Source organism: Streptomyces caatingaensis, assembly GCF_001187435.1.
Taxonomy (GTDB): Bacteria; Actinomycetota; Actinomycetes; order Streptomycetales; family Streptomycetaceae; genus Streptomyces; species Streptomyces caatingaensis.
Genome location: NZ_LFXA01000009.1, coordinates 60,993 through 84,984 on the forward strand (window position 1 = coordinate 60,993; position 23,992 = coordinate 84,984).

The 23,992-nt window shown below is 73.2% G+C and carries 23 protein-coding genes; 17 read left to right on the forward strand and 6 right to left on the reverse strand.

Annotated elements, in window-relative coordinates:
• Positions 1–52 precede the first annotated feature (52 nt).
• The 6 genes from AC230_RS13560 to AC230_RS13585 all read left to right on the forward strand — a co-directional run bounded on the left by AC230_RS13560 (position 53) and on the right by AC230_RS13585 (position 6,367).
• Positions 53–496, forward strand: coding sequence for a GntR family transcriptional regulator (locus AC230_RS13560; RefSeq protein ID WP_198535515.1), 444 nt, complete (start codon positions 53–55; stop codon positions 494–496).
• On the forward strand, positions 493–1,428 hold the full coding sequence (locus AC230_RS13565) for an ABC transporter ATP-binding protein (protein ID WP_049716438.1): 936 nt from the start codon (positions 493–495) through the stop codon (positions 1,426–1,428). The genes AC230_RS13560 and AC230_RS13565 overlap by 4 nt, the downstream gene beginning before the upstream one ends.
• Positions 1,425–2,369: an ABC transporter permease gene (locus AC230_RS13570; RefSeq protein ID WP_049716439.1), complete on the forward strand. Its 945-nt coding sequence runs from the start codon at positions 1,425–1,427 to the stop codon at positions 2,367–2,369. The genes AC230_RS13565 and AC230_RS13570 overlap by 4 nt, the downstream gene beginning before the upstream one ends.
• 209 nt (positions 2,370–2,578) lie before the next feature.
• On the forward strand, positions 2,579–5,002 hold the full coding sequence (locus tag AC230_RS13575; protein ID WP_049716440.1) for an RNA degradosome polyphosphate kinase: 2,424 nt from the start codon (positions 2,579–2,581) through the stop codon (positions 5,000–5,002).
• Positions 4,983–5,954 carry a CHAD domain-containing protein gene (locus AC230_RS13580; protein ID WP_049716441.1) on the forward strand — a complete coding sequence of 324 codons (972 nt, stop codon included), beginning with the start codon at positions 4,983–4,985 and terminating at the stop codon, positions 5,952–5,954. The genes AC230_RS13575 and AC230_RS13580 overlap by 20 nt, the downstream gene beginning before the upstream one ends.
• Positions 5,951–6,367 carry an NUDIX hydrolase gene (locus AC230_RS13585; RefSeq protein ID WP_049716442.1) on the forward strand — a complete coding sequence of 139 codons (417 nt, stop codon included), beginning with the start codon at positions 5,951–5,953 and terminating at the stop codon, positions 6,365–6,367. The genes AC230_RS13580 and AC230_RS13585 overlap by 4 nt, the downstream gene beginning before the upstream one ends.
• A 52-nt stretch (positions 6,368–6,419) precedes the next feature.
• On the opposite strand, the gene AC230_RS13590 is transcribed toward AC230_RS13585, so the two are convergent.
• Positions 6,420–7,256, reverse strand: coding sequence for a class I SAM-dependent methyltransferase (locus AC230_RS13590; RefSeq protein WP_049716443.1), 837 nt, complete (start codon positions 7,254–7,256; stop codon positions 6,420–6,422).
• A 172-nt stretch (positions 7,257–7,428) separates the two neighbouring features.
• On the opposite strand from AC230_RS13590, the gene mshA reads away from it, so the two are divergent.
• Positions 7,429–8,757, forward strand: coding sequence for a D-inositol-3-phosphate glycosyltransferase (gene mshA / locus AC230_RS13595; protein ID WP_049716444.1), 1,329 nt, complete (start codon positions 7,429–7,431; stop codon positions 8,755–8,757).
• Positions 8,750–9,253 carry a type III secretion system chaperone family protein gene (locus tag AC230_RS13600; protein WP_049716445.1) on the forward strand — a complete coding sequence of 168 codons (504 nt, stop codon included), beginning with the start codon at positions 8,750–8,752 and terminating at the stop codon, positions 9,251–9,253. The genes mshA and AC230_RS13600 overlap by 8 nt, the downstream gene beginning before the upstream one ends.
• Before the next feature lie 194 nt (positions 9,254–9,447).
• On the opposite strand, the gene AC230_RS13605 is transcribed toward AC230_RS13600, so the two are convergent.
• A complete protein-coding gene (locus AC230_RS13605) occupies positions 9,448–10,680 on the reverse strand; it encodes an MDR family MFS transporter (RefSeq protein WP_078871295.1) in 1,233 nt (410 codons plus the stop codon).
• 189 nt (positions 10,681–10,869) lie between these two features.
• Here AC230_RS13605 and AC230_RS13610 point away from each other — a divergent pair, with 189 nt between their 5' ends.
• On the forward strand, positions 10,870–11,631 hold the full coding sequence (locus AC230_RS13610; RefSeq protein WP_049716447.1) for a phosphoglyceromutase: 762 nt from the start codon (positions 10,870–10,872) through the stop codon (positions 11,629–11,631).
• 377 nt (positions 11,632–12,008) lie between these two features.
• Here AC230_RS13610 and phoU read toward each other — a convergent pair whose 3' ends face one another.
• A complete protein-coding gene (gene phoU / locus AC230_RS13615; RefSeq protein ID WP_049716448.1) occupies positions 12,009–12,698 on the reverse strand; it encodes a phosphate signaling complex protein PhoU in 690 nt (229 codons plus the stop codon).
• A 207-nt stretch (positions 12,699–12,905) separates the two neighbouring features.
• Here phoU and phoR point away from each other — a divergent pair, with 207 nt between their 5' ends.
• Together phoR and phoP are read left to right on the forward strand one after the other, a co-directional pair.
• The gene (phoR, locus tag AC230_RS13620; protein WP_049716449.1) at positions 12,906–14,165 is read left to right on the forward strand and encodes a two-component system sensor histidine kinase PhoR; all 1,260 of its coding nucleotides are present in this window, start codon (positions 12,906–12,908) and stop codon (positions 14,163–14,165) included.
• Positions 14,166–14,214: 49 nt separating this feature from the next.
• A complete protein-coding gene (phoP, locus tag AC230_RS13625) occupies positions 14,215–14,886 on the forward strand; it encodes a two-component system response regulator PhoP (protein ID WP_479683269.1) in 672 nt (223 codons plus the stop codon).
• A 69-nt stretch (positions 14,887–14,955) separates the two neighbouring features.
• On the opposite strand, the gene AC230_RS13630 is transcribed toward phoP, so the two are convergent.
• Positions 14,956–15,645 (reverse strand): copper chaperone PCu(A)C domain-containing protein, encoded by a 690-nt coding sequence (locus AC230_RS13630; protein ID WP_049716451.1) that lies wholly within the window; start codon positions 15,643–15,645, stop codon positions 14,956–14,958.
• Between the two features lie 577 nt (positions 15,646–16,222).
• Between AC230_RS13630 and AC230_RS13635 the strand changes: the two genes are divergently transcribed.
• From AC230_RS13635 to AC230_RS13650, 4 genes are all read left to right on the forward strand, one after another.
• Positions 16,223–16,705, forward strand: a complete 483-nt coding sequence (locus AC230_RS13635) for a CarD family transcriptional regulator (RefSeq protein WP_003953493.1) — start codon at positions 16,223–16,225, stop codon at positions 16,703–16,705.
• Between the two features lie 343 nt (positions 16,706–17,048).
• On the forward strand, positions 17,049–17,822 hold the full coding sequence (ispD, locus tag AC230_RS13640) for a 2-C-methyl-D-erythritol 4-phosphate cytidylyltransferase (RefSeq protein ID WP_049716452.1): 774 nt from the start codon (positions 17,049–17,051) through the stop codon (positions 17,820–17,822).
• The gene (gene ispF / locus AC230_RS13645) at positions 17,812–18,309 is read left to right on the forward strand and encodes a 2-C-methyl-D-erythritol 2,4-cyclodiphosphate synthase (protein ID WP_049716453.1); all 498 of its coding nucleotides are present in this window, start codon (positions 17,812–17,814) and stop codon (positions 18,307–18,309) included. The genes ispD and ispF overlap by 11 nt, the downstream gene beginning before the upstream one ends.
• Positions 18,310–18,375: 66 nt before the next feature.
• On the forward strand, positions 18,376–18,783 hold the full coding sequence (locus AC230_RS13650) for a PPOX class F420-dependent oxidoreductase (RefSeq protein WP_049716454.1): 408 nt from the start codon (positions 18,376–18,378) through the stop codon (positions 18,781–18,783).
• A gap of 34 nt (positions 18,784–18,817) precedes the next feature.
• Here the strand turns inward: AC230_RS13650 and AC230_RS13655 are convergent, their stop codons facing one another.
• Together AC230_RS13655 and AC230_RS13660 are read right to left on the reverse strand one after the other, a co-directional pair.
• Positions 18,818–20,050: an acyltransferase family protein gene (locus AC230_RS13655; protein ID WP_049716455.1), complete on the reverse strand. Its 1,233-nt coding sequence runs from the start codon at positions 20,048–20,050 to the stop codon at positions 18,818–18,820.
• A 199-nt stretch (positions 20,051–20,249) separates the two neighbouring features.
• Positions 20,250–21,389, reverse strand: a complete 1,140-nt coding sequence (locus AC230_RS13660) for an acyltransferase family protein (RefSeq protein ID WP_049716456.1) — start codon at positions 21,387–21,389, stop codon at positions 20,250–20,252.
• Between the two features lie 157 nt (positions 21,390–21,546).
• Here AC230_RS13660 and cysS point away from each other — a divergent pair, with 157 nt between their 5' ends.
• A complete protein-coding gene (gene cysS, locus AC230_RS13665) occupies positions 21,547–22,947 on the forward strand; it encodes a cysteine--tRNA ligase (RefSeq protein ID WP_049716976.1) in 1,401 nt (466 codons plus the stop codon).
• A 74-nt stretch (positions 22,948–23,021) separates the two neighbouring features.
• A complete protein-coding gene (rlmB, locus tag AC230_RS13670; protein WP_049716457.1) occupies positions 23,022–23,972 on the forward strand; it encodes a 23S rRNA (guanosine(2251)-2'-O)-methyltransferase RlmB in 951 nt (316 codons plus the stop codon).
• Positions 23,973–23,992: the final 20 nt, after the last annotated feature.

Consider the following 23,992-nt stretch of genomic DNA (forward strand, 5'->3'; position numbering starts at 1 on the left):
CAGCAGGACGGCGCCTCCATCACCCTTTCACTAATCAAGTAGTGAAAGGGTGATGGCGTTGGTCGAGTTCCGCATCGACCGGCGCAGCGGAGTCGCCACGTACCTGCAGATCGTCCAGCAGGTCAAACAGGCCCTCCGGCTGGGCCTGCTCGAACCCGGCGACAAGCTGCCGACGGCCAAGGAGGTCGTCGCCGCCACGGCCATCAACCCCAACACCGTCCTCAAGGCCTACCGCGAGCTCGACCGCGAGGGCCTGGTCGAGGCGCGCCCCGGACTGGGCACCTTCGTCCGCCGCTCCCTGGCCCGCCCCGGCGCCTCGGCCGACTCGCCGCTCCGCGCCGAGCTGGCCGGCTGGGCGGAGCGCGCCCGCGCCGCCGGGCTGGACCGGGAGGACGCGGCCGCGCTGGTCACCTCCGTCCTGGACGAGGTCTTCGACGAGGTCCGCGGGCGTCTCGAAGGGCGGGCCGGAGCACAGCCGTTGGAGGGGACCGGATGACCGACCTGACGTTCCTGCCCGGCCGGACCGCCCTGGAGGCGGTCGGCCTGGGGGCGAGACACCGGCGCGGATGGGCGCTGCGCGACTGCTCGTTCCGGGTGCCGGCGGGCCGGGTGTGCGCGCTCGTCGGCCCCAACGGGGCGGGGAAGTCCACCCTGTTGTCGGTCGCGGCCGGGCTGCGCCGGGCGGACGAGGGCGCGCTGGCCGTCCTGGACGGCGCCCCCGGCGGCCCCGGAGTGCGGCCGCGCGTCTCCTACCTGGCCCAGGAGAAGCCGCTCTACCCGTACTTCACGGTCGAGGACACCCTGCGCATGGGCCGCGAGCTCAATCCGGGCCGCTGGGACGCGGCGGCGGCCGAGCGGCTCGTCAAGGAGGGCAACCTGCCGCCGCACGCCCGCGTGGGGCAGCTCTCCGGCGGCCAGCGCACCCGCCTCGCGCTCGCCCTCGCCTTCGGCAAGCGGCCCGAACTGCTGCTGCTGGACGAGCCGATGAGCGACCTCGACCCCCTCGTGCGGCACGAGATGACGGCCGCCCTCATGACCGAGGCCGCCGAGAACGCGACCACCATCGTGCTCGCCTCCCACGTCCTCGCCGAACTGGAGGGCGTCTGCGACTACCTGCTGCTGGTCGGCGACGGCCGGGTGCGGCTCGCGGGCGAGGTCGAGGACCTGCTCTCCGCGCACCGCGTGGTCGTCGGCCGGCACGAGGGCGGCGCCCCGCCCCGCTCCTTCGCCGCGCACACGGTGATCTCCTCGCGGACCACCGGACGCCAGCTCACCGCCATGATCCGGCCCGAGGGCCCGATCGCCGGGCAGTGGGAGACCGAGGAGCCCTCCCTGGAGGACCTGCTCCTGGCCCACCTGCGCAACCCCGGTGCCCCGTCCCTGCTCACCCCCAGCGCCGAACCGCGCTCCCGGAAGGCGGCCGCATGAGCTCCCTGACCCTCGCCCCCCGCGGGCTGACCTGGCTGGTGCTGCGCCAGCGCCGCGGAGCCGTGTGGACCGGCCTCGCGGGGCTCTTCGTGGTCGTCGTACAGCTGGTGATCCTGCGGTTCGCGCTGCTGGACGCCGTCGAGCGGCACGACCTCACCGGCCCCGACCCGTCCGCCGGGGCGCTGGCCGACTTCCGCGCCTCCTACGGCGACGTCCTGCACTACAACGGCCTGCTCGTGCAGTACCTGCCGCTGGTCGTCGCGATGATCGTGGCCGGGCCGATGGTCGCCCGCGAGCTGGAGAGCGGGACGTACAAGCTCGCCTGGACCCAGTCCGTGACCCCGGCGCGCTGGCTGCTGGCCAAGCTCGCCGTGCCCGCCGTCGCGGTGCTCGCCGGGGGCTCCCTGCTCTCCGCGGTCTACACCTGGACCTGGTCGGCGGTGCCCCACGAGCTGCTGCCCGGCCAGCTCTGGTACCACTCGTTCGACATGCTCGGCCCCGCCCCCGTGGCGGGCGCCCTGGCGGGCATCGGGCTCGGCGCCGTCGCCGGCCTGCTCGTCCGGCGCACCACCGGCGCCATGGCCGCCGTCCTCGTCGGCTACGGCCTCCTCGGCTTCGCCCTCGGACGGCTGCGGCCCCGCCTGATCCCGCCGTGGACGGAGACCACGCCCGAGATGCCGGGGCTCGCCGGGGACGACGCGTGGCGCTTCGAGCGCGGCATCATCACCCGGGCGGGGGAACGCCTGGCCGAGCCCGACTGCGGCATCGGCGTGGCGCCCGCCCGCTGCCTCGCCGAGCACGACGCGGACCGCTGGTACCTCGACTACCACCCCGCCTCCCACCTGTGGCCGCTGGAGTGGGCCGAGGCCGGGATCCTGCTCGCCGTCGCCGCCCTCGCGGGCGCGGCCGCCCTCCGGCTCGTGCGGCGCCCGCTGCCCTGACCGCCGCGCCGCCCGGCCTCCCCGTGCCTGTGTCGCCGCGGGGAGGCCGCCGGGTTTCCCGTACGCCATGTGGGCGTTACCCGTGATTCAACCGCGGTTGCGAGCCTGGCGGAATGCAGCCCTTCGCCCCCCACGGACGACAGCGCAGGCGCCGAGCCGCCCCCGTCTCCGTCGTGCCCGCCGCACGCGAGGAGCGGCACCATGAAGGTATGGCAGACCCCTCGGCGTCCGAGCGTCCCGCAGAACCCGAGCGTCCCGCAGAACCCGAGCGTCCCGAGCACACCGAGCACCCCGGGAACCACGGGAGCCCCGGGCTTCCCGGCGCGGGGGAGCGGCCGCCCGGCGACGAGCACACCAGGCCCCGCCCCGCCGGCTTCCTCGCCGCCCGCCGGCCGGGCCCGGTCGTCTCCCCGCTCGTGCCCGAGCTGGAGCCCGACCTGGACGGCGAGCTGGACGCCTACGAGGCGTACGCCTCCGACGCCCGCCCGTACACGGACGCCGGCGGCATCGACTACGTGGACGGCTACGACGACCGCGCGGGCGAGGCCGCCCGCGACGCCGAGCCGCTGCCCGAGGGCCGCTTCCTGGACCGCGAGCGCAGCTGGCTCGCGTTCAACGAGAGGGTGCTGGAGCTGGCCGAGGACCCGGCCACGCCCCTGCTGGAACGCGCCAACTTCCTGGCCATCTTCGCCAGCAACCTCGACGAGTTCTTCATGGTCCGGGTGGCCGGGCTCAAGCGCCGCATCGCCACCGGCGTCGCCACCCGCTCCGCCTCGGGCCTCCAGCCCCGCGAGGTGCTGGAGCAGATCTGGACCCGTTCCCGCGAGCTCATGGCCCGGCACGCCGCCTGCTTCCAGCAGGACGTCGCCCCCGAGCTGGCCGACCAGGGCATCCACCTGATCCGCTGGCCCGAGCTGACGGAGAAGGAGCAGGCCCGCCTCTTCACCCTCTTCCGCCAGCAGATCTTCCCCGTCCTCACCCCCCTCGCCGTCGACCCGGCCCACCCCTTCCCGTACATCTCCGGGCTCTCGCTCAACCTCGCCGTGGTCGTCCGCAACCCCGTCAGCGGCCACGAGCACTTCGCCCGGGTGAAGGTCCCGCCGCTGCTGTCGCGGTTCCTGGAGGCGTCCCCGCAGCGGTACGTGCCGCTGGAGGACGTGATCGCGGCGCACCTGGAGGAGCTGTTCCCCGGCATGGAGGTGCTCGGGCACCACATGTTCCGGGTGACCCGCAACGAGGACCTGGAGGTCGAGGAGGACGACGCGGAGAACCTGCTCCAGGCCCTGGAGAAGGAGCTCATGCGCCGCCGCTTCGGCCCCCCGGTGCGCCTGGAGGTCGAGGAGTCCATCGACCCGTACGTCCTGGACCTGCTCGTCCGCGAGCTGAAGATCGGCGACGCCGAGGTCTACCCGCTGCCCGGCCCGCTCGACCTCACCGGCCTCCTGGGCATCGCCGCCCTGGACCGGCCCGAGCTCAAGTACCCCAAGTACGTCGCCGGCACCCACCGCGACCTCGCCGAGGTCGAGTCCGCCACCGCCCCCGACGTCTTCGCCGCCCTGCGCGAGCGGGACGTGCTGCTGCACCACCCGTACGACTCCTTCTCCACCTCCGTCCAGTCCTTCCTCGAACAGGCCGCCGCCGACCCGGACGTCCTCGCCATCAAGCAGACGCTCTACCGGACGTCCGGCGACTCCCCGATCGTCGACGCCCTCATCGACGCCGCCGAGTCCGGCAAACAGGTCCTCGTCCTCGTCGAGATCAAGGCCCGCTTCGACGAGCAGGCCAACATCAAGTGGGCGCGCAAGCTGGAGGAGGCCGGCTGCCACGTCGTCTACGGACTGGTCGGGCTCAAGACCCACTGCAAGCTGTCGCTCGTCGTCCGGCAGGAGGGCGACATCCTGCGCCGGTACTCCCACGTGGGAACGGGCAACTACCACCCCAAGACCGCCCGGCTCTACGAGGACCTCGGCCTGCTCACCGCCGACCCGCAGGTGGGCGCCGACCTCTCCGACCTCTTCAACCGGCTCTCCGGCTACTCCCGCCGCGAGACCTACCGCCGGCTGCTCGTCGCCCCCCGGTCGCTGCGCGACGGCCTCGTCACCCGGATCTCCAAGGAGATCGCCCACCACCGCGACGGCCGGCCCGCCGCCATCCGCGTCAAGGTCAACGCGATGGTCGACGAGGCCGTCATCGACGCCCTCTACCGCGCCTCGCGGGCCGGCGTCCCGGTGGACGTGTGGGTGCGCGGCATCTGCGCCCTGCGCCCCGGCGTCGTGGGACTGTCCGAGAACATCCGCGTGCGCAGCGTCCTCGGCCGCTTCCTGGAGCACTCCCGGGTCTTCGCCTTCGCCAACGGCGGCGAGCCCGAAGTGTGGCTCGGCAGCGCGGACATGATGCACCGCAACCTCGACCGGCGCATCGAGACGCTCGTCCGCGTCACCGACCCCGCCCACCGGGCCTCGCTCACCCGGCTCCTGGAGCTCGGCATGTCCGACCGCACGGCCTCCTGGCACCTGGGGCCGGACGGCGAGTGGACCCGGCACGCGACCGACGCGGACGGACAACCGCTGCGCAACGTACAGGAGATGCTCATAGACGCCCGGAGGCGCCGGCGTGGCCCAGCAACACCGTGAACCGCTGCTCACCGTGGCGGACGCGTCCGCCGGTGAGGCCCTCGCCCGCTATCTGCACCAGCAGGCGACCGAGTTCCTGCGCGGCCTGCGGCTGCACGCCGACGGCGGCGAGGCCGCCGGGGCCGCCGGACTGCTGCGCTCCGCCGCCCGGCGGATCGCCGGCGCCCTGGAGGTCTACCGGCCGCTCACCGACACCGGCTGGGCCGACGCCCTCCGCGACGAACTCGCCTGGGCCGCCGAGGCGTTGGGCCGCGAATACGTCTGCGAGGCGCGGCTCGCCCGGCTGCGCGGCGCCCTGCACCGGCTCTTCGGCGCCCCGGCGGCGGGGGTGCCGGGGACGCCGGGCGTGGGCGCGGCCCGCGCCGGGGCGCTGCTGGAACGGCAGTTGACGCTCGCCCGGAACCGCGCGCACTCCACCGCCCTCCAGGCGCTCGGCTCCGCGCGCTTCCACGCGCTGGCCGACGCGGTCGCGTTACTCTCCGCCGACCCGCCGCTGGCCCCTTCCACGCGCCCGGACGACCTGACCGCGCTCGCCGCCCGCACCCACCGGCTGCTGCTCGACGCGGTCGGCGCCCTGCCGCTGTCGGTGGCCGGACTGCCCTACAACGCGGAGGCGCTGGCGCACGGCCCGGACGCGGACGGCCGGCAGGACGTGCCCTGGCACCGGGTGCGCTCGCTGCTGCGGCTGCGCCGGTACGCGCAGGAGGTGCTCGACGAGCAGCACCGCGCGGAGGTCGAACCCGCCCTCTCCGTCCGCCTGCTGACGGCCGGTCAGGCGCTCGACCGGCACCGCGACGCGGCCGGCGCGGCCGCCGCCGCGGCCGCGGCGGCCCGCACACCGCGCATCGCGCCCGCGACGGCGTACGCGCTCGGCGTCCTCCACGCGGACCAGCGCCACGAGGTGGAGGCGGCGCGGTTCGCCTTCGGGCGGATCTGGCAGCGGGCGTCATGACGGCCGTCCTGGCGGCGGGGTGCGTCCTGTGGCGCCGCTGCCCGGGCCCGGGCGAGGCCGCGGTCGAGGTCGCGGTCGTCCACCGCCCGAAGTACGACGACTGGTCCCTCCCGAAGGGCAAGCTCAAGCGGGGGGAGCCGGCGGAGGCGGGGGCGGTGCGGGAGGTCCTGGAGGAGACGGGCATGACCTGCCGTCTCGGCCCCTTCCTGGCGACGGTCCGCTACGTCCTCGCCGACGGGCGCACCAAGGAGGTCCGCTACTGGGCCGCCGAGGCGACGGGCGGGACCTTCGTCCCGAACCGCGAGGTCGACGCGGTCCGCTGGCTGCCCCCGCGGGCGGCGCGCGGCCTGCTGACGCAGGAGCGGGACGTGCAGCTGGTGGCGGCGCTGGTGGGGGTGCTGGGGGAGGGGTAGAGGCTCCCGCGGGGCCGAAGCCAGTCCGTGGGGGCGGACCCGCCCGGCGGACTCACCACCCCCGGGGCGCCACCGCCTCCCACCGCACCGTGACCTCCCCCTGCCGCCACCTCCGCGGCCCGTCCACCACCGGCCAGTCCGCCGCCAGAGCGGACACGGCCGAAATCCACCGCTGCCGCACCCCGTACGCCGCGTACGGCGCCGCCCCCGCCCACGCCCGCCCGAAGTCCCGCAGGAACAGGTGCACCGCCTCCCCCGGCACGTTCCGGTGTATGAGTGCCTTCGGCAGCCGCTCCGCCAGATCCGACGGCATCCCCAGCGACCCCAGCCGCGCCGCGAAGGTGACCGTCCGCGGCCCTTCCGGGCCGAGGGCCACCCACACGTGGCGCCGCCCTATCTCGTCGCAGGTGCCCTCGACCAGGAGCCCGTCCGGCGCGAGGCGCGCGCGGAGCCGCTCCCAGACGGCGGCGACGCCGTCCTCGTCGTACTGGCGCAGCACGTTCGCGGCGCGTATCAGCACCGGCCGCCGCCCGGCGGTGCCCAGCGGCACCTCGAAGCCGCCGTGGGCGAACGTCAGCCCCTCCCGGGCGTAGGGCGCTGCGGCCGCGACCCGCCCGGGGTCTATCTCGACGCCGACGACGGCCGCGTCGGCGCGCACGCGGCGCAGCCGCGCCAGCAGTTCGACGGCCGTCCAGGGCGAGGCGCCGTAGCCGAGGTCGACGGCGACGGGGTCGGCGGACCGCCGCAGCGCGGCGCCGTGCGCGTCGGCGATCCAGCGGTCCATGCGGCGCAGCCGGTTGGGATGGGTGGTGCCGCGGGTCGCCGACCCGACGGGGCGCCGCGCGGAGGACGCGCGGGGCGCGGGGACGGGGGACAGGACGGCGGCCATGTACCGAGCGTAAGCGCTCCCGCCCCGGCCCCCTTCCGTGAGGGTTTCATCACTCTTTGGTAAAGAGGGAAATGGGACCCGCTCCCTTCGTGTTCCAGGGTTGACCCCGCACCATCCCGAACATGTGAACGCACGCCCACGCCCCCCACAGGGCGGACGGAGGACCCGAACGGTGAGCCAGTACGCAGCCAGGCTCCGCCCCCGTACGAACGGCCCCTTCGCCAGGCGGCGCCGGCCGCGCCGCGTCGCGATGCTGAGCGTCCACACCTCGCCGCTGCACCAGCCCGGCACGGGCGACGCCGGCGGCATGAACGTCTACATCGTCGAGCTGGCCCAGCGGCTCGCCGCCCTCGGCATCGAGGTGGAGGTCTTCACCCGGGCCACCACCGGCCATCTGCCGCCCTCGGTCGAGCTGTCCCCGGGCGTGCTCGTGCGGCACGTGGACGCGGGCCCGTACGAGGGCCTGGCGAAGGAGGAGCTCCCGGCCCAGCTCTGCGCCTTCACGCACGGCGTGATGCAGGCGTGGGCCAACCACCGGCCCGGCCACTACGACCTCGTCCACTCCCACTACTGGCTGTCCGGCCACGTCGGCTGGCTGGCCGCGGACCGCTGGGGCGTGCCCCTGGTGCACGCGATGCACACGATGGCGAAGGTGAAGAACGCGGCGCTGGCGGAGGGCGACACCCCCGAGCCGTCGGCCCGGGTGATCGGCGAGACCCAGATCGTCCGCGCCGCGGACCGGCTGATCGCCAACACCGAGGGCGAGGCCGGCGAGCTGATCCACCACTACGACGCGGCGCCGGGGAAGGTCGCGGTCGTCCACCCGGGCGTCAACCTGGAGCGCTTCAGACCCGCCGACGGCCGGGCGGCCGCCCGGGCCCGGCTGGACCTCCCGGCCGACGCGCTGATCCCGCTGTTCGCCGGCCGGATCCAGCCGCTGAAGGCGCCGGACGTGCTGCTGCGCGCGGTGGCCGTGCTGCTGGAGCGCCGGCCGGAGCTGCGCCGGCGGCTCGTCGTCCCGGTGGTCGGCGGGCCCAGCGGCAGCGGCCTGGCCCGGCCGGAGGGGCTGCACAAGCTCGCCGCCCGGCTGGGCATCACGGACGTCGTCCGGTTCCGCCCGCCGGTCGACCAGGCCCGCCTCGCGGACTGGTACCGGGCCGCGTCCGTCCTCGTCATGCCCTCGCACAGCGAGTCGTTCGGCCTGGTCGCGGTGGAGGCGCAGGCGTGCGGGACGCCGGTGCTCGCGGCGGCCGTGGGCGGCCTGCCGGTGGCCGTCCGCGACGGCGTGAGCGGCTTCCTCGTCGACGGGCACGACCCGGCGGACTACGCGCGCGTGCTGGAACGCTTCGCCGACGCGCCCGGGCTGGCCGGGACGATGGGCGCGGCGGCCTCCGCCCACGCCCGCTCCTTCGGCTGGGACGCGGCGGCCCGCGCCACGGCCGAGGTGTACACCGAGGCGATCGGCGAACGGCGGCGTCGCCTACGCTCGGCCCATGTCTGACGCCAAGACCATCATCGAACGGACGCTCGGCGAGGCCGCCCTGGAGTGGGAGAGCCCGGCCGACGGTTCGTACGTCGTCAAGCTCCCCGGCACCCGCAAGCTGTCGACGACGGTGTCGCTCGTCGTCGGCAAGCACTCCCTGTCGGTCAACGCCTTCGTCGTCCGCCGCCCCGACGAGAACCACGAGGCGGTCCACCGCTGGCTGCTGGAGCGCAACACCCGCCTGTACGGCGTGGCGTACGCGGTCGACCGCCTCGGCGACATCTACCTCGTGGGCCGCCTGCCCCTGTCCGCCGTCACCCCCGACGAGATCGACCGCATCCTCGGCACCGTCCTGGAGAACGCCGACGGCAGCTTCAACACCCTGCTGGAAATGGGCTTCGCCACCGCGATCCGCAAGGAGTACGCCTGGCGCACCTCCCGCGGCGAATCCACCCGCAACCTCGACGCGTTCACGAAGCTGACGGGCGCCGCCGAGCAGCCGTCGGACGGCTGACCCCCGCCCCCCCCCGCGCGGAGCCCCGGTGGGGCGCAGGGGCGGAGCCCCGCCACCCCACCCCAGCTCCCGCCGCCCCTCCACCCGCCCGCGGAGCGCGGTCCCGGGGCGAGGGGCGGAGCCCCGGAAGAAACGGTGAAACGGGGGTGCCCCCTCTGGGGGAGGGTCCGGGGCGAAGAACCGCACCGGTACCACTACGCCACCGACGCCGTCCCCTCCACCGAGCCCCCCTTCGCCGGGGCACCCTCCACGGGCGCACTCTCCCCCGGAAGCCGCCGCATCAGCACCCAGTACCCCACAGCCGCAACCGCGCCCACCACCCCGCACGCCACCCACAACACCCCTTCCCCGAAGCGGTCGATGACCGTGCCCCCGGAGAGCGGGGCGACAAGAGCCCCCATGCTCCACGCCATGGCGAAGACCCCCTGGTAGCGGCCACGCGCACGGAGCGGCGCGAGACGGGCCACGAGCCCGGTCTGAATAGGGGTGTTGATGATTTCCGCGACGGTCCACACCGCGATCGTCAGCATGTAGGCGGACATCGACCCGGCCACCCCCGTGAGCCCGATGCCCGCCCCGGCGAGCACCGCGGAGAGGGTCAACAGTCCCCGCGGGTCGCGGTGTTCGACGGCCCGGGTGACGGGGATCTGGAGGGCCACGATGAGGAGGCCGTTGACGGCCATCGCCATGCCGTAGTCACCGCTGGAGAGCCCGCTGCGCCCCATCGCCACCGGCAGGGCCACCGAGGACTGCTGGAAGAGCAGTGCGAGCAGGAAGGACAGGGCCGTCAGACCCATGAAACGCCCGTCGCGCAGCACCGCACCGAGCCCCACGGCGGGCCCCTCGTCCCCGCCCGTCCCGGCCGCCGGCCCCGGCCGCGACTCGGGGATCCTGAAGAAGCACAGCAGCGCGCAGGCCAGCGCCATGACGGCCTCGCCGAGGAACCCGGCCAGGTAGCTGTACTGCGCGACGAACCCGGCCACCACCGCCGAGAGCGCGTAACCCAGGTTGATCGCCCAGTAGTTGATGGCGAAGGCCCGCAGTCGGTCCTCGGGCCGGACGATGTCGGCGAGCATCGCCGTCACGGCCGGCCGCGGCGCGTTGCTCGCGACGCCGACGAGGAAGGCCACGCCCGCGATGGACAGCGGGTCGTGGACGAAGCCGAGCAGCGCGACCGACGCCGAGGTCGACAGCTGGGCGATCAGCAGCGTCGGCCGCCGGCCGAGCCGGTCGGCCAGCACCCCGGAGCCGAGCGAGCCGGCCACCCCGCCGAGCCCGTGCAGCGCGGCGACCAGCCCGGCGTACGAGGGGGAGTGGCCCTGCTCGACGGTCAGGTAGAGCGCCAGGAACGTCGCGACGAACGACCCCAGCCGGTTGACCAGCGTGGACGCCCACAGCCACCAGAACTCCCGCGGCAGCCCCGCCACGCTCTCCCTCGCCGCCCTGCCCGCCCGCACCAGCACCGCGTACGCCCCCCGAGATGTAAGTGGTCCTTCCGATCCGGGTACCTTACGGCGCCGGGCATGAGCACGCCATTGGATTGACGATCGGCGTCAACCGACGGGCGCCGGGCCGGGGCGCGCGGGCCGCCCGCGCGGTCGATTACGCTCAAGGGCATGGCCGACGCACCGTACAAGCTCATCCTCCTCCGCCACGGCGAGAGCGAGTGGAACGCGAAGAACCTGTTCACCGGCTGGGTGGACGTCAACCTGAACGAGAAGGGCGAGAAGGAGGCCGTCCGCGGCGGCGAGCTGCTCAAGGAAGCCGGCCTGCTCCCGGACGTGGTCCACACCTCCCTCCAGAAGCGCGCCATCCGCACCGCGCAGCTGGCCCTGGAGGCCGCCGACCGCCACTGGATCCCCGTCCACCGCTCGTGGCGCCTGAACGAGCGCCACTACGGCGCCCTCCAGGGCAAGGACAAGGCGCAGACCCTGGCCGAGTTCGGCGAGGAGCAGTTCATGCTGTGGCGCCGCTCCTACGACACCCCGCCGCCGGCCCTCGAGGACGGCGCCGAGTGGTCGCAGAGCGCCGACCCGCGCTACGCCTCCATCCCGCCGGAGCTGCGCCCGCGCACCGAGTGCCTCAAGGACGTCGTCGTCCGCATGCTGCCGTACTGGTACGACGGCATCGTCCCCGACCTGCTCGCCGGCCGCACCGTCCTGGTCGCCGCCCACGGCAACTCGCTGCGCGCCCTGGTCAAGCACCTGGACGGCATCTCCGACGCCGCCATCGCCGGCCTGAACATCCCCACCGGCATCCCGCTCTCCTACGAGCTCGACGCCGACTTCCGCCCGGTCACCCCCGGCGGCACCTACCTCGACCCGGAGGCCGCCAAGGCCGCCATCGAGGCCGTGAAGAACCAGGGCAAGAAGAAGTAGGACGAGAAGAAGCCAGGGCCGGCAGGGGCGGCGCGCCCTCCGCGCGCCCCTCGGACGAGAAGGCCCCCGGCTCGCACGAGAAGGCCCCCGGCCGGTGATCGCACCCGGCCGGGGGCCTTTCCCGTGAGTGACGTGGGCAGCCGGTCAGCCGCAGCTCCCGCCGCACTGGCAGGATCCGCCGCTCTGGCAACCGCAACTGCAGCCGGGGCCGCACTGGCATCCGCTCATCCGGTACCTCCTCTAGGGGTCGGGATCGCAGGAATGGGTTTGCCTCGCTCCCACTCAACGCCTGTGCGGGTCGGCAGTCAATGCGCACTTTGGACATATGTACGGGGGTGCGCAGGGCGCATTGGCGCACGGGGAGGTGAGCACGGGGCTCACTGCGCCTCCGCGGCGTCGCCCTGCGCGGCGGAGTGGCCCAGCTCGTCGGCGTGCTCGCCGGTGACGAGGTAGACGACGCGCTTGGCGACGGAGACGGCGTGGTCGGCGAAGCGCTCGTAGTAGCGGCCCAGCAGGGTCACGTCCACCGCCGTCTCGATGCCGTGCTGCCAGCGGTCGTCCATGAGGTGCTGGAAGAGCGCGCGGTGCAGCAGGTCCATGGCGTCGTCGTCCTGCTCGAGCTGGAGCGCGAGGTCCACGTCCTTGGTGATCAGCACCTCGCCGGCCTTGGCCATCAGCCGCTGGGCGAGCTGGCCCATCTCCAGCACCGTGGAGTGCAGGTCGCGCGGGACCGCCGTCTCGGGGAAGCGCAGCCGGGCCAGCTTCGCCACGTGCTGGGCGAGGTCGCCGGAGCGCTCCAGGTCGGCGCTCATCCGCAGCGAGGTCACCACGATCCGCAGGTCCGTGGCGACCGGCTGCTGCCGGGCCAGCAGGGCGATGGCGCGCGCCTCCAGATCGCGCTGGAGGTCGTCCACCTTCGCGTCGCCGGCGATCACCGCCTCGGCCAGCTTGAGGTCCGCGTCCAGGATCGCCGTGGTGGCGCGCCCGATCGCGGAGCCCACGAGCCGGGCCATCTCGACCAGCCCGTCGCCTATCGAGTCCAGCTCCTCGTGGTACGCGTCCCGCATCGCCCGTCCTTCTCTCTCCGTGGCCAGGGCCGTCGTCAGGGCCGTGGTCAGGCCGTGGTCAGGGCTCCACCTTCCGGCCGGAACGCGACGGATGCCGACCCCACGGGTGAACCGGCACCGACCTGAAGGTGAACTCTCGGCAACGGGTGTTCGAGACGGTCCCCTTTCGGCTGTGGGGGCGTCCGCGACCCCGCATAACCTGGAGCCATGAACGTGGACGCGGCCGTCGCCGCTGCGGCAGCGCTCGCCGGACTGTGCACCGGCGTGATCGCCATGCTGGCGTTCCGCTGGAGCGAGCGCGACCAGGCCCGCCCCACCCGGAGCTCCCTGCACACCGACGCGGTCCTCCCGCCCGGCGTGGACACCGTGCTCTCCGTCCTGCGCTCCTCGGCCGTCGTCCTCGACGAGGGCGACGCCGTGGTCAAGGCCAGCTCGGCGGCGTACGCCCTGGGCCTGGTGCGCGGCGGCGAGCTCGCCGTCGAGCCGATGCTCCAGATGGCCCGCGACACCCGCCGCGACGGCGAGATACGCCAGGTCGAGCTCGACCTGCCGCGCCGCGGCACCGGCCGCGGCGAGGCGCTCGCGGTCTCCGCCCGGGTCGCGCCGCTGGGCTCCCGCCTGGTCCTGCTGCTGGTGGAGGACCTCACCGAGGCCCGCCGCATCGAGGCCGTCCGCCGCGACTTCGTCGCCAACGTCAGCCACGAGCTCAAGACCCCCGTCGGCGCCCTGTCCCTGCTCTCCGAGGCGGTGATGGACGCCAGCGACGACCCCGAGGCCGTCACCCGCTTCGCCGGCCGGATGCAGGTCGAGGCCACCCGGCTGACCAACCTCGTCCAGGAGCTCATCGACCTCTCCCGGGTGCAGAACGACGACCCGCTGGAGGACGCCGAGCCGGTGTCCGTCGAGGAGCTCGTCGCCGAGGCCGTCGACCGCTGCCGCCACCAGGCCGGCACCAAGCAGATCACCATCGCCTCCGGAGGCGCCGGCGGCCTGCACGTCTGGGGCAACCGCGGCCAGCTCGCCGCCGCCCTCGGCAACCTCGTCGAGAACGCCGTGAACTACAGCCCCGCCCGCACCCGCGTCGGCATCGCCGCCCGCCGGGTCGCGGCCCCGGGCGCCGGGGGTACCTCCCAGGCGTCCAGCACGGGGGGACTCATCGAGATCGCCGTGACCGACCAGGGCATCGGCATATCCGAGAAGGACCGCGAGCGCGTCTTCGAGCGCTTCTACCGGGTGGACCCCGCCCGCTCCCGCGCCACCGGCGGCACCGGCCTCGGCCTCTCGATCGTCAAGCACGTCGTCGCCTCGCACGGCGGGGAGGTCACGGTCTGGAGCGCCGAGGGCCAGGGCTCCACCTTCACCCTCCGCCTGCCCGAGGCCGGCGTGGTCCGCGACCGCCACCGCCTCCGGCCGGTCACCGACGACTGCCCCGACCCCGGCCTCCCCACCCGGGAGGTCCTCCCGTGACCCCCCTGAGCCAGCCCGAGACCCCACCGGAGGTCGTCCCGTGACCCGAGTGCTCGTCGTCGAGGACGAGGAGTCCTTCAGCGACGCGTTGTCCTACATGCTCCGCAAGGAAGGGTTCGAGGTCGCCGTCGCGGCCACCGGCCCCGACGGCCTGGACGAGTTCGAGCGCAACGGCGCCGACCTCGTCCTGCTCGACCTGATGCTGCCGGGCCTGCCCGGCACCGAGGTCTGCCGGCAGTTGCGCGGCCGCTCCAACGTGCCCGTCATCATGGTCACCGCCAAGGACAGCGAGATCGACAAGGTGGTCGGCCTGGAGATAGGGGCCGACGACTACGTCACCAAGCCCTTCTCCTCCCGCGAACTGGTCGCCCGCATCCGCGCGGTGCTGCGCCGCCGCGGCGAGCCGGAGGAGGTCGAGCCGGCCGCCCTGGAGGCCGGCCCCGTCCGTATGGACGTCGACCGCCACGTGGTCACGGTCGCCGGCGGCAAGGTGGACCTGCCGCTCAAGGAGTTCGACCTGCTGGAGATGCTGCTGCGCAACGCGGGCCGGGTGCTGACCCGCATGCAGCTGATCGACCGCGTCTGGGGCGCGGACTACGTCGGCGACACCAAGACGCTCGACGTCCACGTCAAGCGGCTGCGCGCCAAGATCGAGCCGGACCCGGGGGCCCCGCGCTACCTGGTGACGGTGCGCGGCCTCGGCTACAAGTTCGAGCCGTAGGCCGGCCCGGAGGGCAGTGATGCGGGAGGGCCGGAAGCCCCTGGGCTTCCGGCCCTCCCGCGCGTCCGGTCAGTGACCGGCGTCCGGCGAGGCGGTGCCCTGCCGGTTCTTGTCGTTCTTCTTGGCGTTGGCGTCGGCGTTCCTGGCGGCGTCGCCCTTCTTCTCCTCCGCCTTGCCGGACGGGGTGGCCGACGCCGGGGCGCCCTGCTTGCCCGGCTGGCCGCTCTTCGCCGGCGCGGAGGGGGCCTCGCTCGGGCCCCACTCCTTGAAGTAGTGGGTGGCGGGCACCACGAAGGCGCCGATCCGGACGTCGCCGGTCCTGCTGAAGACGAAGGACAGCTGCTGCTGCTCGCCGTCCTTGATGCTCTCGCGGCCGTTCGGCAGGACCGCCGAGGCGTTGCCCTTGCCGCCGAGCGTCAGGGAACCACCGGCCGGGACGACCACAGGACCGGCGCCCTTGGCACCGGTGAGCTGGACGGTGACCTTCTTGCCGGGCAGCTTCACGGCGGACAGGGTCTGGTCCTTGTCCCCGTTGTTGAACAGCTGGCCCGTGATCACGGCGGGGCCCTTGGAGTCGAGCTCCGGCTGGGTGATCACGTTGATGTTCTGGAGCTTGATGTCACCCACCGCGACTGCGGCGTTGTCCGGCTTGACCTCGAGCGTCTGTGCGTCGTTCCCCGCCCCGCAGGCGGAGAGCGTGGCGATCGAGAGCGCGAGGACGGTGGCGGCGAGAGCGCCGCGTCGAAGGCTGCTGCTCACGGCGGCGGCATCTCCTTGGACGAAGTAAGAGGTGTGTCAGCGCGCTTAGGTTACCGAGCCGTCCGACGGGCCCCGCACCCGACCCGCCCCTCAAGGTCCACTCGCCCGCCACGGGTCCTACCACCGGCTTATCGCAGGACTCCCGAAGGGCTCCCGGACCACTCCCCGGAGGTCCCTTCGGGGGGATTATCGGTAAGGAATGCGGGACCGAAGGGGAGCGAGTTACGGAATTGATCAAGTTCGGCTTGATCAATTCCCTAATCCGCGCGCAGAAGGCGCACAGAAGGCGCGTGGATGGATCGTCCGCCCCGAACGGAGTACGGGAAGTGCGCCGACCGGACCCCGGCAAAACGGGACGTTCGACCGCTCGCGAGGCCGCTCCGGTACGTGTAACGTGCTCGTTTCACTTCCCCCGGACAACCGCTCCGACCTGCGAATACCCGCTTCCGGAACCCTGCCGCAGCACGTCACGACCGCTGTTGTCAAGCCCCGAGATATGCCCTGACCTGCGGAAACGCCATTCAGAACGCGCACTTCCCGTGTTAGACTGGATAGCCACGGAAGGGGTACCTGTCACATGACGTTCAAGGTTGGCGACACCGTGGTCTATCCCCATCACGGGGCCGCGCTGATCGAGGCCATCGAAACTCGCCAGATCAAAGGCGTGGACAAGACCTACTTGGTGCTGAAGGTCGCCCAGGGTGACCTGACGGTTCGGGTGCCGGCGGACAATGCCGAGTTCGTCGGTGTGCGCGACGTGGTCGGCCAGGACGGGCTCGACCGGGTCTTCGAGGTGCTCCGCGCGCCGTACGCCGAGGAGCCGACGAACTGGTCCCGCCGCTACAAGGCGAACCTGGAGAAGCTGGCGTCCGGCGACGTCATCAAGGTCGCCGAGGTGGTCCGCGACCTGTGGCGCCGTGAGCGCGAGCGCGGCCTGTCCGCGGGCGAGAAGCGCATGCTGGCCAAGGCCCGCCAGATCCTGGTGAGCGAGCTGGCCCTCGCCGAGAACACCAACGAGGACAAGGCAGAGGCCCTGCTCGACGAGGTCCTCGCCTCCTGACGCAGCCTCCTGACGCACCCCTTCCGGCTCCCGCCGACCCGGGCCCGCTTCCTCGCCGGCCCGTCGTTGCGGGGAGACGCAGCACGCCGGACGGTGGATGCGGCAGCAGCCGTACGCAGAAGTGCCGCGGTGCCCGTGCGATGACCGACGTCATCCGACGGGCGCTGCGGCGTCTCCGCACCGGCCGCGCCGGTGCCGTGCGCCCGGGCGGCCGACGGGACCAGTCGTCACGGAAGGGGCTGGTCGCGGCGGGACGCCGGGCACATGCCCCTGCTCCAGGAGCGGGGGGCACCCCCAGGCCATACCCAACCCGGCCGAGGAAGCAAACCTGAACGCCAACGCAATGTCTGATCGAGCCACATCCGACGGGTCCTCCGTTCCGGCGGAGGCGCGGACCGCGGCGGTCATCCCCGCGGCCGGCCGCGGCGTACGGCTCGGGCCCGGCGCCCCCAAGGCGCTGCGCACGCTCGGCGGCATCCCGATGCTCGTGCACGCGGTGCGGGCCATGGCGGCCTCCCGCGCGGTCTCCCTCGTCGTCGTCGTGGCCCCGCCCGACGGCGCGGCCGAAGTGCGCGCCCTGCTCGACGAGTTCCCGCTCGCCGGCGACCGGACCGAGGTCCTCGTCGTGCCCGGCGGCGCCACCCGCCAGGAGTCCGTCTCCCAGGGCCTGCGCGCGCTGCCCGGCGACGTCGGCGTGGTCCTCGTCCACGACGCCGCGCGTCCCCTCGTCCCGGTCGACACGGTCGACGCCGTGGTCGCGGCCGTGCGCGCGGGCTCCCCCGCCGTGGTGCCCGCGCTGCCGCTCGCCGACACCGTCAAGCGTGTCGAGCCGCGCCGGGACGGGCCCGAGCCCGTCGTCGCCACGCCCGAACGCGCCCTGCTGCGCGCCGTGCAGACCCCGCAGGGCTTCGACCGCCGCGTGCTCGACGAGGCCCACCTGGCCTTCGACGACGCGCCGGGCGAGGGCGCCACGGACGACGCCGGAATGGTCGAACGGCTCGGGTTCCCGGTGGTCGTCGTCCCCGGCCACGAGGAGGCCTTCAAGGTGACCAGGCCGCTGGACCTGGTGCTGGCCGAGGCCGTGATCGCCCGCAGGAGGGCCAACGATGGTTTTTGACGCCCCGTCCGCGCTGCCCCTGGTCGGCATCGGCACCGATGTGCACGCCTTCGAGAAGGGCCGTGAGCTGTGGTGCGCCGGCCTGCTCTGGGAGGACGCGGACCACGGCCTGGCCGGTCACTCGGACGGCGACGTGGCCGCGCACGCCGCGTGCGACGCGCTGTTCTCGGCGGCGGGCGTCGGCGACCTCGGCGCGCACTTCGGCACCGGGCGCCCCGAGTGGGCCGGTGCCTCCGGCGTCACCCTGCTGGCCGAGGCCGCCCGGATCGTCCGGGCCGAGGGCTTCGAGATCGGCAACGTGGCCATCCAGGTCATCGGCGTCCGCCCGAAGATCGGCAAGCGGCGGGCCGAGGCACAGGAGGTGCTCTCCGCGGCGGTCGGCGCCCCCGTGCACGTCTCCGGCACGACGACGGACGGGCTGGGGCTCACGGGCCGCGCGGAGGGGCTCGCCGCGATCGCCACGGCGCTGGTCGTCGCCCGGCGCTGAGCCCGCTCCGCGGATACGGTTCTGATCGACGTTCCGATCACGAACCGTCCCGAGGGAGGACCCGCCGTGTCCGCCGTGCTCTCCGACGACCTGAAGCAGTACCTCGACGACAACCCCGCCTTCGTCACCGTCGCGACCCTCCAGCCGGACGGCAGCCCGCAGCTGTCGGTCACCTGGGTCAAGCGCGACGGCGACGACCTGCTCATCTCGACGACGGTCGGGCGCCGCAAGGAGCGGAACCTCCGGCGTGATCCGCGGGTGACGGTGCTCGTCAACCCGCCGAACGCGCCTTACACGTACGCGGAGGTGCGGGGCCACGCGACGATCACGACGGAGGGCGGGGCGGAGCTGATCGACGAGCTCTCGCGCAAGTACACGGGCAAGGACTACGCCGACTTCAACCCCGCGGCGGCGGAGGACGCGCAGCGCGTCGTCGTCCGCGTCACGCCCCGGAAGGTCGTGGGGTCGCTGTAGCCCCGCCCCGCTCCCCGGGCCGGGCTCCGCCGCCCTACGGGGCGTCCGCGGAGCCCGCCGGGACGCGGTCCGGCTCCGCCGCCGGCTGCTTGCGGCCGCGCGGCTCCTGGAGGACCGGGACGGCGGCGGAGACGGCGGCGTCCTTGCGGAGGACCGCCGTCGCGGCCGGCGCCGAGTTCCGCCGCACCTCCTCCATCCCGCGCGTCAGAGCGCGCCGCATCCGCTTGCCCAGCGGCCGTTCCACATACCGCTGGATCAGCCACGCCGCCAGCAGCATCACCACGATCAGCCCGCCGACGAGCGGATACGGCGGGATGTGCTCGCGCAGGCCGTGGATGACGGTCATGCCGATGTACTGGTGGATCAGGTAGAGGGGGAAGGTCAGCGCGCCCGCCGTCGTCAGCCAGCGCCACTGGATCCGGTCGAAGTACCCCAGCGCGATCAACGCCATGATCACGAACGCCGCGACCACTATCACCTTCGCGGGCAGCGTCGGGATGCCGGCGTGGGTGTTGTCGGCGACCCGCTTGGGCACCCCGTGCAGGGCGATCAGCAGCGACATCCCGACGATGCCCCACAGCAGCGCGGTCGGCTTGAAGCGGTGCATCAGGTAGAAGCAGATGCCCGCGACGAAGTAGGGCGTGTAGAGCGGCATGGCCCACATCTCGAGCAGCTTGCTGTCCGCCTTGGGGACCATGACCGCGGCCAGCGTCCACAGGCCGCAGAAGAGCACGCACTTGCGGTACGTGACGCCGGTGGCGACCACGATCGCGAAGAGCACGTAGAACTTGAGCTCGATGAAGAGCGTCCAGTAGACGCCGTCCACGTCCCAGACCCCGAAGGCCTCCTGGACCATGGTCAGGTTGGTGAGGACCACGTCCATGTTCTCCACGCTGCGGACCTGTGGCCAGAGCGTGATGACGCCCGCGGTCAGGAAGATCGCGAACCAGTAGGCGGGATAGATCCGGGAGACCCGGGAGACGACGTAGTCGCCCAGCGGGCGCCCCCAGGCGCTCATGCAGATGACGAACCCGCTGATCAGGAAGAAGACCTCGACGCCGACCCAGCCGTAGCGGGTGGCGGTGCGCAGGACGGGGAAGACGTCGTCGGGGTTCCGGCCCCAGCCGCCGCGGAGGGCCGTGTAGTGGAAGACCACGACCATGAGGGCCGCCACGATGCGGAGGCCGTCCAGGACAACGAGCCTGGGTGCCTGCCGCCGGGCGGTCGCCGGGCTGCCGTCGGGGCCACCTCGCCTGGCGAAGCGCATGTCGTCCTCTTCCGTGGCTTGTCGGATCGTCGTACGTAGCGTGGGTGTGCGGGAATGCTGACACAGGGGGCGGCCGGATGGCCGTGACAGTGGTCTCCTGTCCCTGTTTTTCTCCACCGTCTCCCCTGGATGGTGGTACTCATCCGTGCCCTTTCGTGACCATCCGGTGTCCATGGCATGTCCATCCCGTGCGGCCGGGTCAGGCGGCCCGCAGGGCGGTCACCGCCCGCCGCAGTCTGTCGCGGACCCTGCGGGCCAGCGGGCGCTCGATGCCCACGTGCACCAGCCAGGCGGCCACCAGCATCCCCGCCGCCAGGACGGGCAGCAGCACGTGCGCCGGCACCCGGCCGTCCGCGCGCTTGATGAGCACCCAGCCGACGCGCTCGTGGAGCAGGTAGAGCGGATACGTGAGCGCCCCGGCGGTGGACAGCCAACGCCAGTCGAGCCGCCGTGTCCAGCCCAGGGCCACCGCCGACATCGCGAGGAAGAAGAGGAGCACCAGCAGCAGGGTGGGCCAGTGCGGCACCCGGTGGCCCATGTGCGACTCGGCCCTGGCCTGCGCGGACAGCAGGTCGTGCTGGGCGATCAGCAGGCTTCCGCCGGTGATCAGCCAGAGCAGGGCGTTGGGCCCGAAGCGGTGCGTGAGGTAGAAGGCGATGCCCGCGATGAAGTACCAGCAGTCGTAGGGGAGCAGCAGCTCGCGCAGCAGGTCGTCGTCGGTCGCGCGGGCGGCGAGGGCGGCCAGGGCCCACAGGCCGCAGAAGGCCAGGACCCGCCGGTAGGTGAGGCCCGCGGCGACGACCAGGGCGAAGAGCAGATAGAAGCGGACCTCGATCCAGAGGGTCCAGTAGACGCCGTCGACGGGTTCCACGCCCAGGGGGTCCTGGAGCATCGTGAGGTTGACGGCCACGTCCCGCAGGGCGGGGGCGGAGTTGACCGTCGGCCAGCGCCGTACGACGAGGGCGGCCAGCAGCACCGCGAACCAGTAGGCCGGCAGCAGCCGGGCGGCGCGCGAGGCGGCGAACTCGCCGACGCCCTTGCCCCAGCCGCTCATGCAGATGACGAACCCGCTGATGAGGAAGAACAGCTGGACGCCGAGCCAGCCGTAGGAGGCCGGCAGGTGGGCCGTGGGGAAGACGGTGCGGGCCTCGGCGCCCCAGGCGCCGCTGCCGAAGGCGATCCAGTGGTACGCGACGACCATCAGGGCCGCGCACAGCCGCAGCCCGTCCAGGGCGGCCACCCGGCCGGGCAGCGGGCCGCCGTGGGAGGGCGGTGCGGGCGGCGCGGCACGCGGCGGTGGTTCCCAGCGCTCCTGCTGTGGCGGCAGAGTGGAGTGCAACGCCCCTCCTGGTGTCCGCGGTGCCCGCCTGTCCCGAGGTGTGCCCGGGAAGCTATCACGCGGAATTGCATTTATGCGGCAAAACATTAAATAGCGGGCAAAGCGGTGGGGGCTCGTGCGGCCCGAGGCACTGTCCCGCGCCCACTACCCTGGTTCCGTGACTATTCGCCTGTACGACACCAGCGCCCGGCAGATCCGTGACTTCACCCCGATCGTCCCGGGCTGTGTCTCGATCTACCTCTGTGGCGCGACCGTGCAGGCCGCGCCGCACATCGGCCACATCCGCTCCGGGCTCAACTTCGACATCATGCGCCGCTGGTTCACCTACCGCGGCTACGACGTGACCCTGGTCCGCAACGTCACCGACATCGACGACAAGATCATCAACAAGGCCGCCGAGCAGGGCCGCCCGTGGTGGTCCATCGGCTACGCGAACGAGCGCGCCTTCAACGACGGCTACGACGCGCTGGGCTGCCTGCGCCCGACCGTCGAGCCGCGGGCGACCGGGCACGTCCCGGAGATGATCGAGATGATGCGCGGGCTGATCGAGCGCGGTCACGCCTACGCGGCCGACGGCAACGTCTACTTCGACGTCCGCTCCTTCCCCGGCTACCTCCAGCTCTCCAACCAGGAGCTGGAGAACCTCCTCCAGCCCTCCGGCGAGGGCGAGACCGGCAAGCGCGACCCGCGCGACTTCGCCATGTGGAAGGCGGCCAAGGAGGGCGAGCCCAGCTGGGAGACCCCCTGGGGCCGCGGCCGCCCGGGCTGGCACCTGGAGTGCTCGGCCATGGCGCACAAGTACCTCGGCACCGCCTTCGACATCCACGGCGGCGGCCTCGACCTGATCTTCCCGCACCACGAGAACGAGATCGCCCAGGCCAAGGCCTTCGGCGACGACTTCGCCCGGTACTGGCTGCACAACGCCTGGGTCACGATCAGTGGCGAGAAGATGGCCAAGTCGCTGGGCAACTCCGTGCTGGTCTCGGAGATGCTCAAGGACTGGCGCCCGATCGTGCTCCGCTACTACCTGGGCACCCCGCACTACCGCTCGATGATCGAGTACAGCCCGGAGGCGCTGCGCGAGGCCGAGGCGGCGTTCGCGCGGATCGAGGGCTTCGTCCAGCGCGTCTCGGAGCTGTACGGGAAGGCCGGCGCGGTCGAGCCCGCCGCCGAGGTCCCGCCGGCCTTCGCCGAGGCCATGGACGACGACTTCGGCGTCCCGCAGGCCCTGGCCGTCGTCCACACCACGGTGCGCCAGGGCAACGCGGCGCTGAGCGCGGACGACAAGGAGTCCGCCGTCGCCCGTCTGGCCGAGGTGCGGGCCATGCTCGGCGTCCTGGGCCTGGACCCGCTGGACGAGCAGTGGGCCGGCGGCGCGGGCCGCGGCGACGACCTGCACGGCGTGGTGGACTCCCTGGTCCGGCTGGTGCTGGAGCAGCGCCAGGCGGCCCGCTCCCGCAAGGACTGGGCCGCCGCCGACGCCATCCGTGACCAGCTCCAGCAGTCCGGCCTGGCGATCGAGGACACCCCGTCCGGTCCGCGCTGGTCGCTGTCCTGAGCGACACTTTTCGTACGTACGTTTACCGATCCGCTGCCCGGCGGCTCTGAGCAGTAAAGAAACAGGTGACCCCCATGGCCGGCAACAGCCAGCGCAGGAACCGCCGCACGTCCAACAAGAAGGGCGCGACGGTCGGCAGCGGCGGCAAGCGGCGCCGGGCCCTGGAGGGCAAGGGCCCCACCCCGCCCGCGCACATGCGCAAGGGGCACAAGAAGAACCGCCTCGCCAACGCCCAGGCCAAGCAGGCGTCCCGCCGCCCGGCCCCCCGCCGCGGCGGCCCCAAGGGCACCAACGAGCTGGTCGTCGGCCGCAACTCGGTGGTCGAGGCGCTGCGCGAGGGCGTGCCCGCGAACACGCTCTACGTCCAGCAGTTCGTGGACAGCGACGAGCGGGTGCGCGAGGCGCTCCAGCTCGCCACCGAGAAGGGCCTCAACCTCATGGAGGCCCCCCGCCCCGAGCTCGACCGCATGACCAACGGGCTCAACCACCAGGGCCTCGTCCTGTCGGTGCCGCCGTACGACTACGCCCACCCCGAGGACCTGACGGCCCTCGCCGCCGACAACGGCGAGGACCCGCTGATCGTCGCCCTCGACGGCATCACCGACCCGCGCAACCTCGGCGCCGTCGTCCGCTCCGTCTCCGCCTTCGGCGGGCACGGCGTGGTCGTCCCCGAGCGCCGCGCGGCCGGCATGACCGCCAGCGCCTGGAAGACCTCCGCCGGCACCGCCGCCCGCACCCCCGTGGCCCGCGCCACCAACATGACGCGGACGCTGGAGGCGTACCAGAAGGAGGGCCTGATGGTCGTCGGCCTGGCCGCCGACGGCGACGTCGAGCTGCACGAACTCGACGCCCTGGACGGTCCGGTGGTGATCGTCGTCGGCAGCGAGGGCAAGGGCCTGTCCCGGCTCGTCGGCGAGACCTGCGACTTCCGGGTGCGCATCCCGATGCCCGGCGGCGCCGAGTCGCTCAACGCCGGTGTCGCCGCCGGTGTCGTCCTCTACGAGGCGGCCCGCCGCCGCGCCTAGCACGAACGGCTGCGCCGTCC

Coding starts and splice junctions, on each gene's coding strand:
- AC230_RS13570 (WP_049716439.1), top strand. CDS start 1,425: ATGAGCTCCCTGACCCTCGCCCCCCGCGGGCTGACCTGGCTGGTGCTG.
- ispD (WP_049716452.1), top strand. CDS start 17,049: ATGTCTGATCGAGCCACATCCGACGGGTCCTCCGTTCCGGCGGAGGCG.
- AC230_RS13565 (WP_049716438.1), top strand. CDS start 493: ATGACCGACCTGACGTTCCTGCCCGGCCGGACCGCCCTGGAGGCGGTC.
- AC230_RS13590 (WP_049716443.1), bottom strand. CDS start 7,256: ATGGCCGCCGTCCTGTCCCCCGTCCCCGCGCCCCGCGCGTCCTCCGCG.
- phoR (WP_049716449.1), top strand. CDS start 12,906: ATGAACGTGGACGCGGCCGTCGCCGCTGCGGCAGCGCTCGCCGGACTG.
- AC230_RS13635 (WP_003953493.1), top strand. CDS start 16,223: ATGACGTTCAAGGTTGGCGACACCGTGGTCTATCCCCATCACGGGGCC.
- AC230_RS13610 (WP_049716447.1), top strand. CDS start 10,870: ATGGCCGACGCACCGTACAAGCTCATCCTCCTCCGCCACGGCGAGAGC.
- AC230_RS13575 (WP_049716440.1), top strand. CDS start 2,579: ATGGCAGACCCCTCGGCGTCCGAGCGTCCCGCAGAACCCGAGCGTCCC.
- ispF (WP_049716453.1), top strand. CDS start 17,812: ATGGTTTTTGACGCCCCGTCCGCGCTGCCCCTGGTCGGCATCGGCACC.
- AC230_RS13600 (WP_049716445.1), top strand. CDS start 8,750: ATGTCTGACGCCAAGACCATCATCGAACGGACGCTCGGCGAGGCCGCC.
- phoU (WP_049716448.1), bottom strand. CDS start 12,698: ATGCGGGACGCGTACCACGAGGAGCTGGACTCGATAGGCGACGGGCTG.
- rlmB (WP_049716457.1), top strand. CDS start 23,022: ATGGCCGGCAACAGCCAGCGCAGGAACCGCCGCACGTCCAACAAGAAG.
- AC230_RS13655 (WP_049716455.1), bottom strand. CDS start 20,050: ATGCGCTTCGCCAGGCGAGGTGGCCCCGACGGCAGCCCGGCGACCGCC.
- AC230_RS13560 (WP_198535515.1), top strand. CDS start 53: ATGGCGTTGGTCGAGTTCCGCATCGACCGGCGCAGCGGAGTCGCCACG.
- AC230_RS13585 (WP_049716442.1), top strand. CDS start 5,951: ATGACGGCCGTCCTGGCGGCGGGGTGCGTCCTGTGGCGCCGCTGCCCG.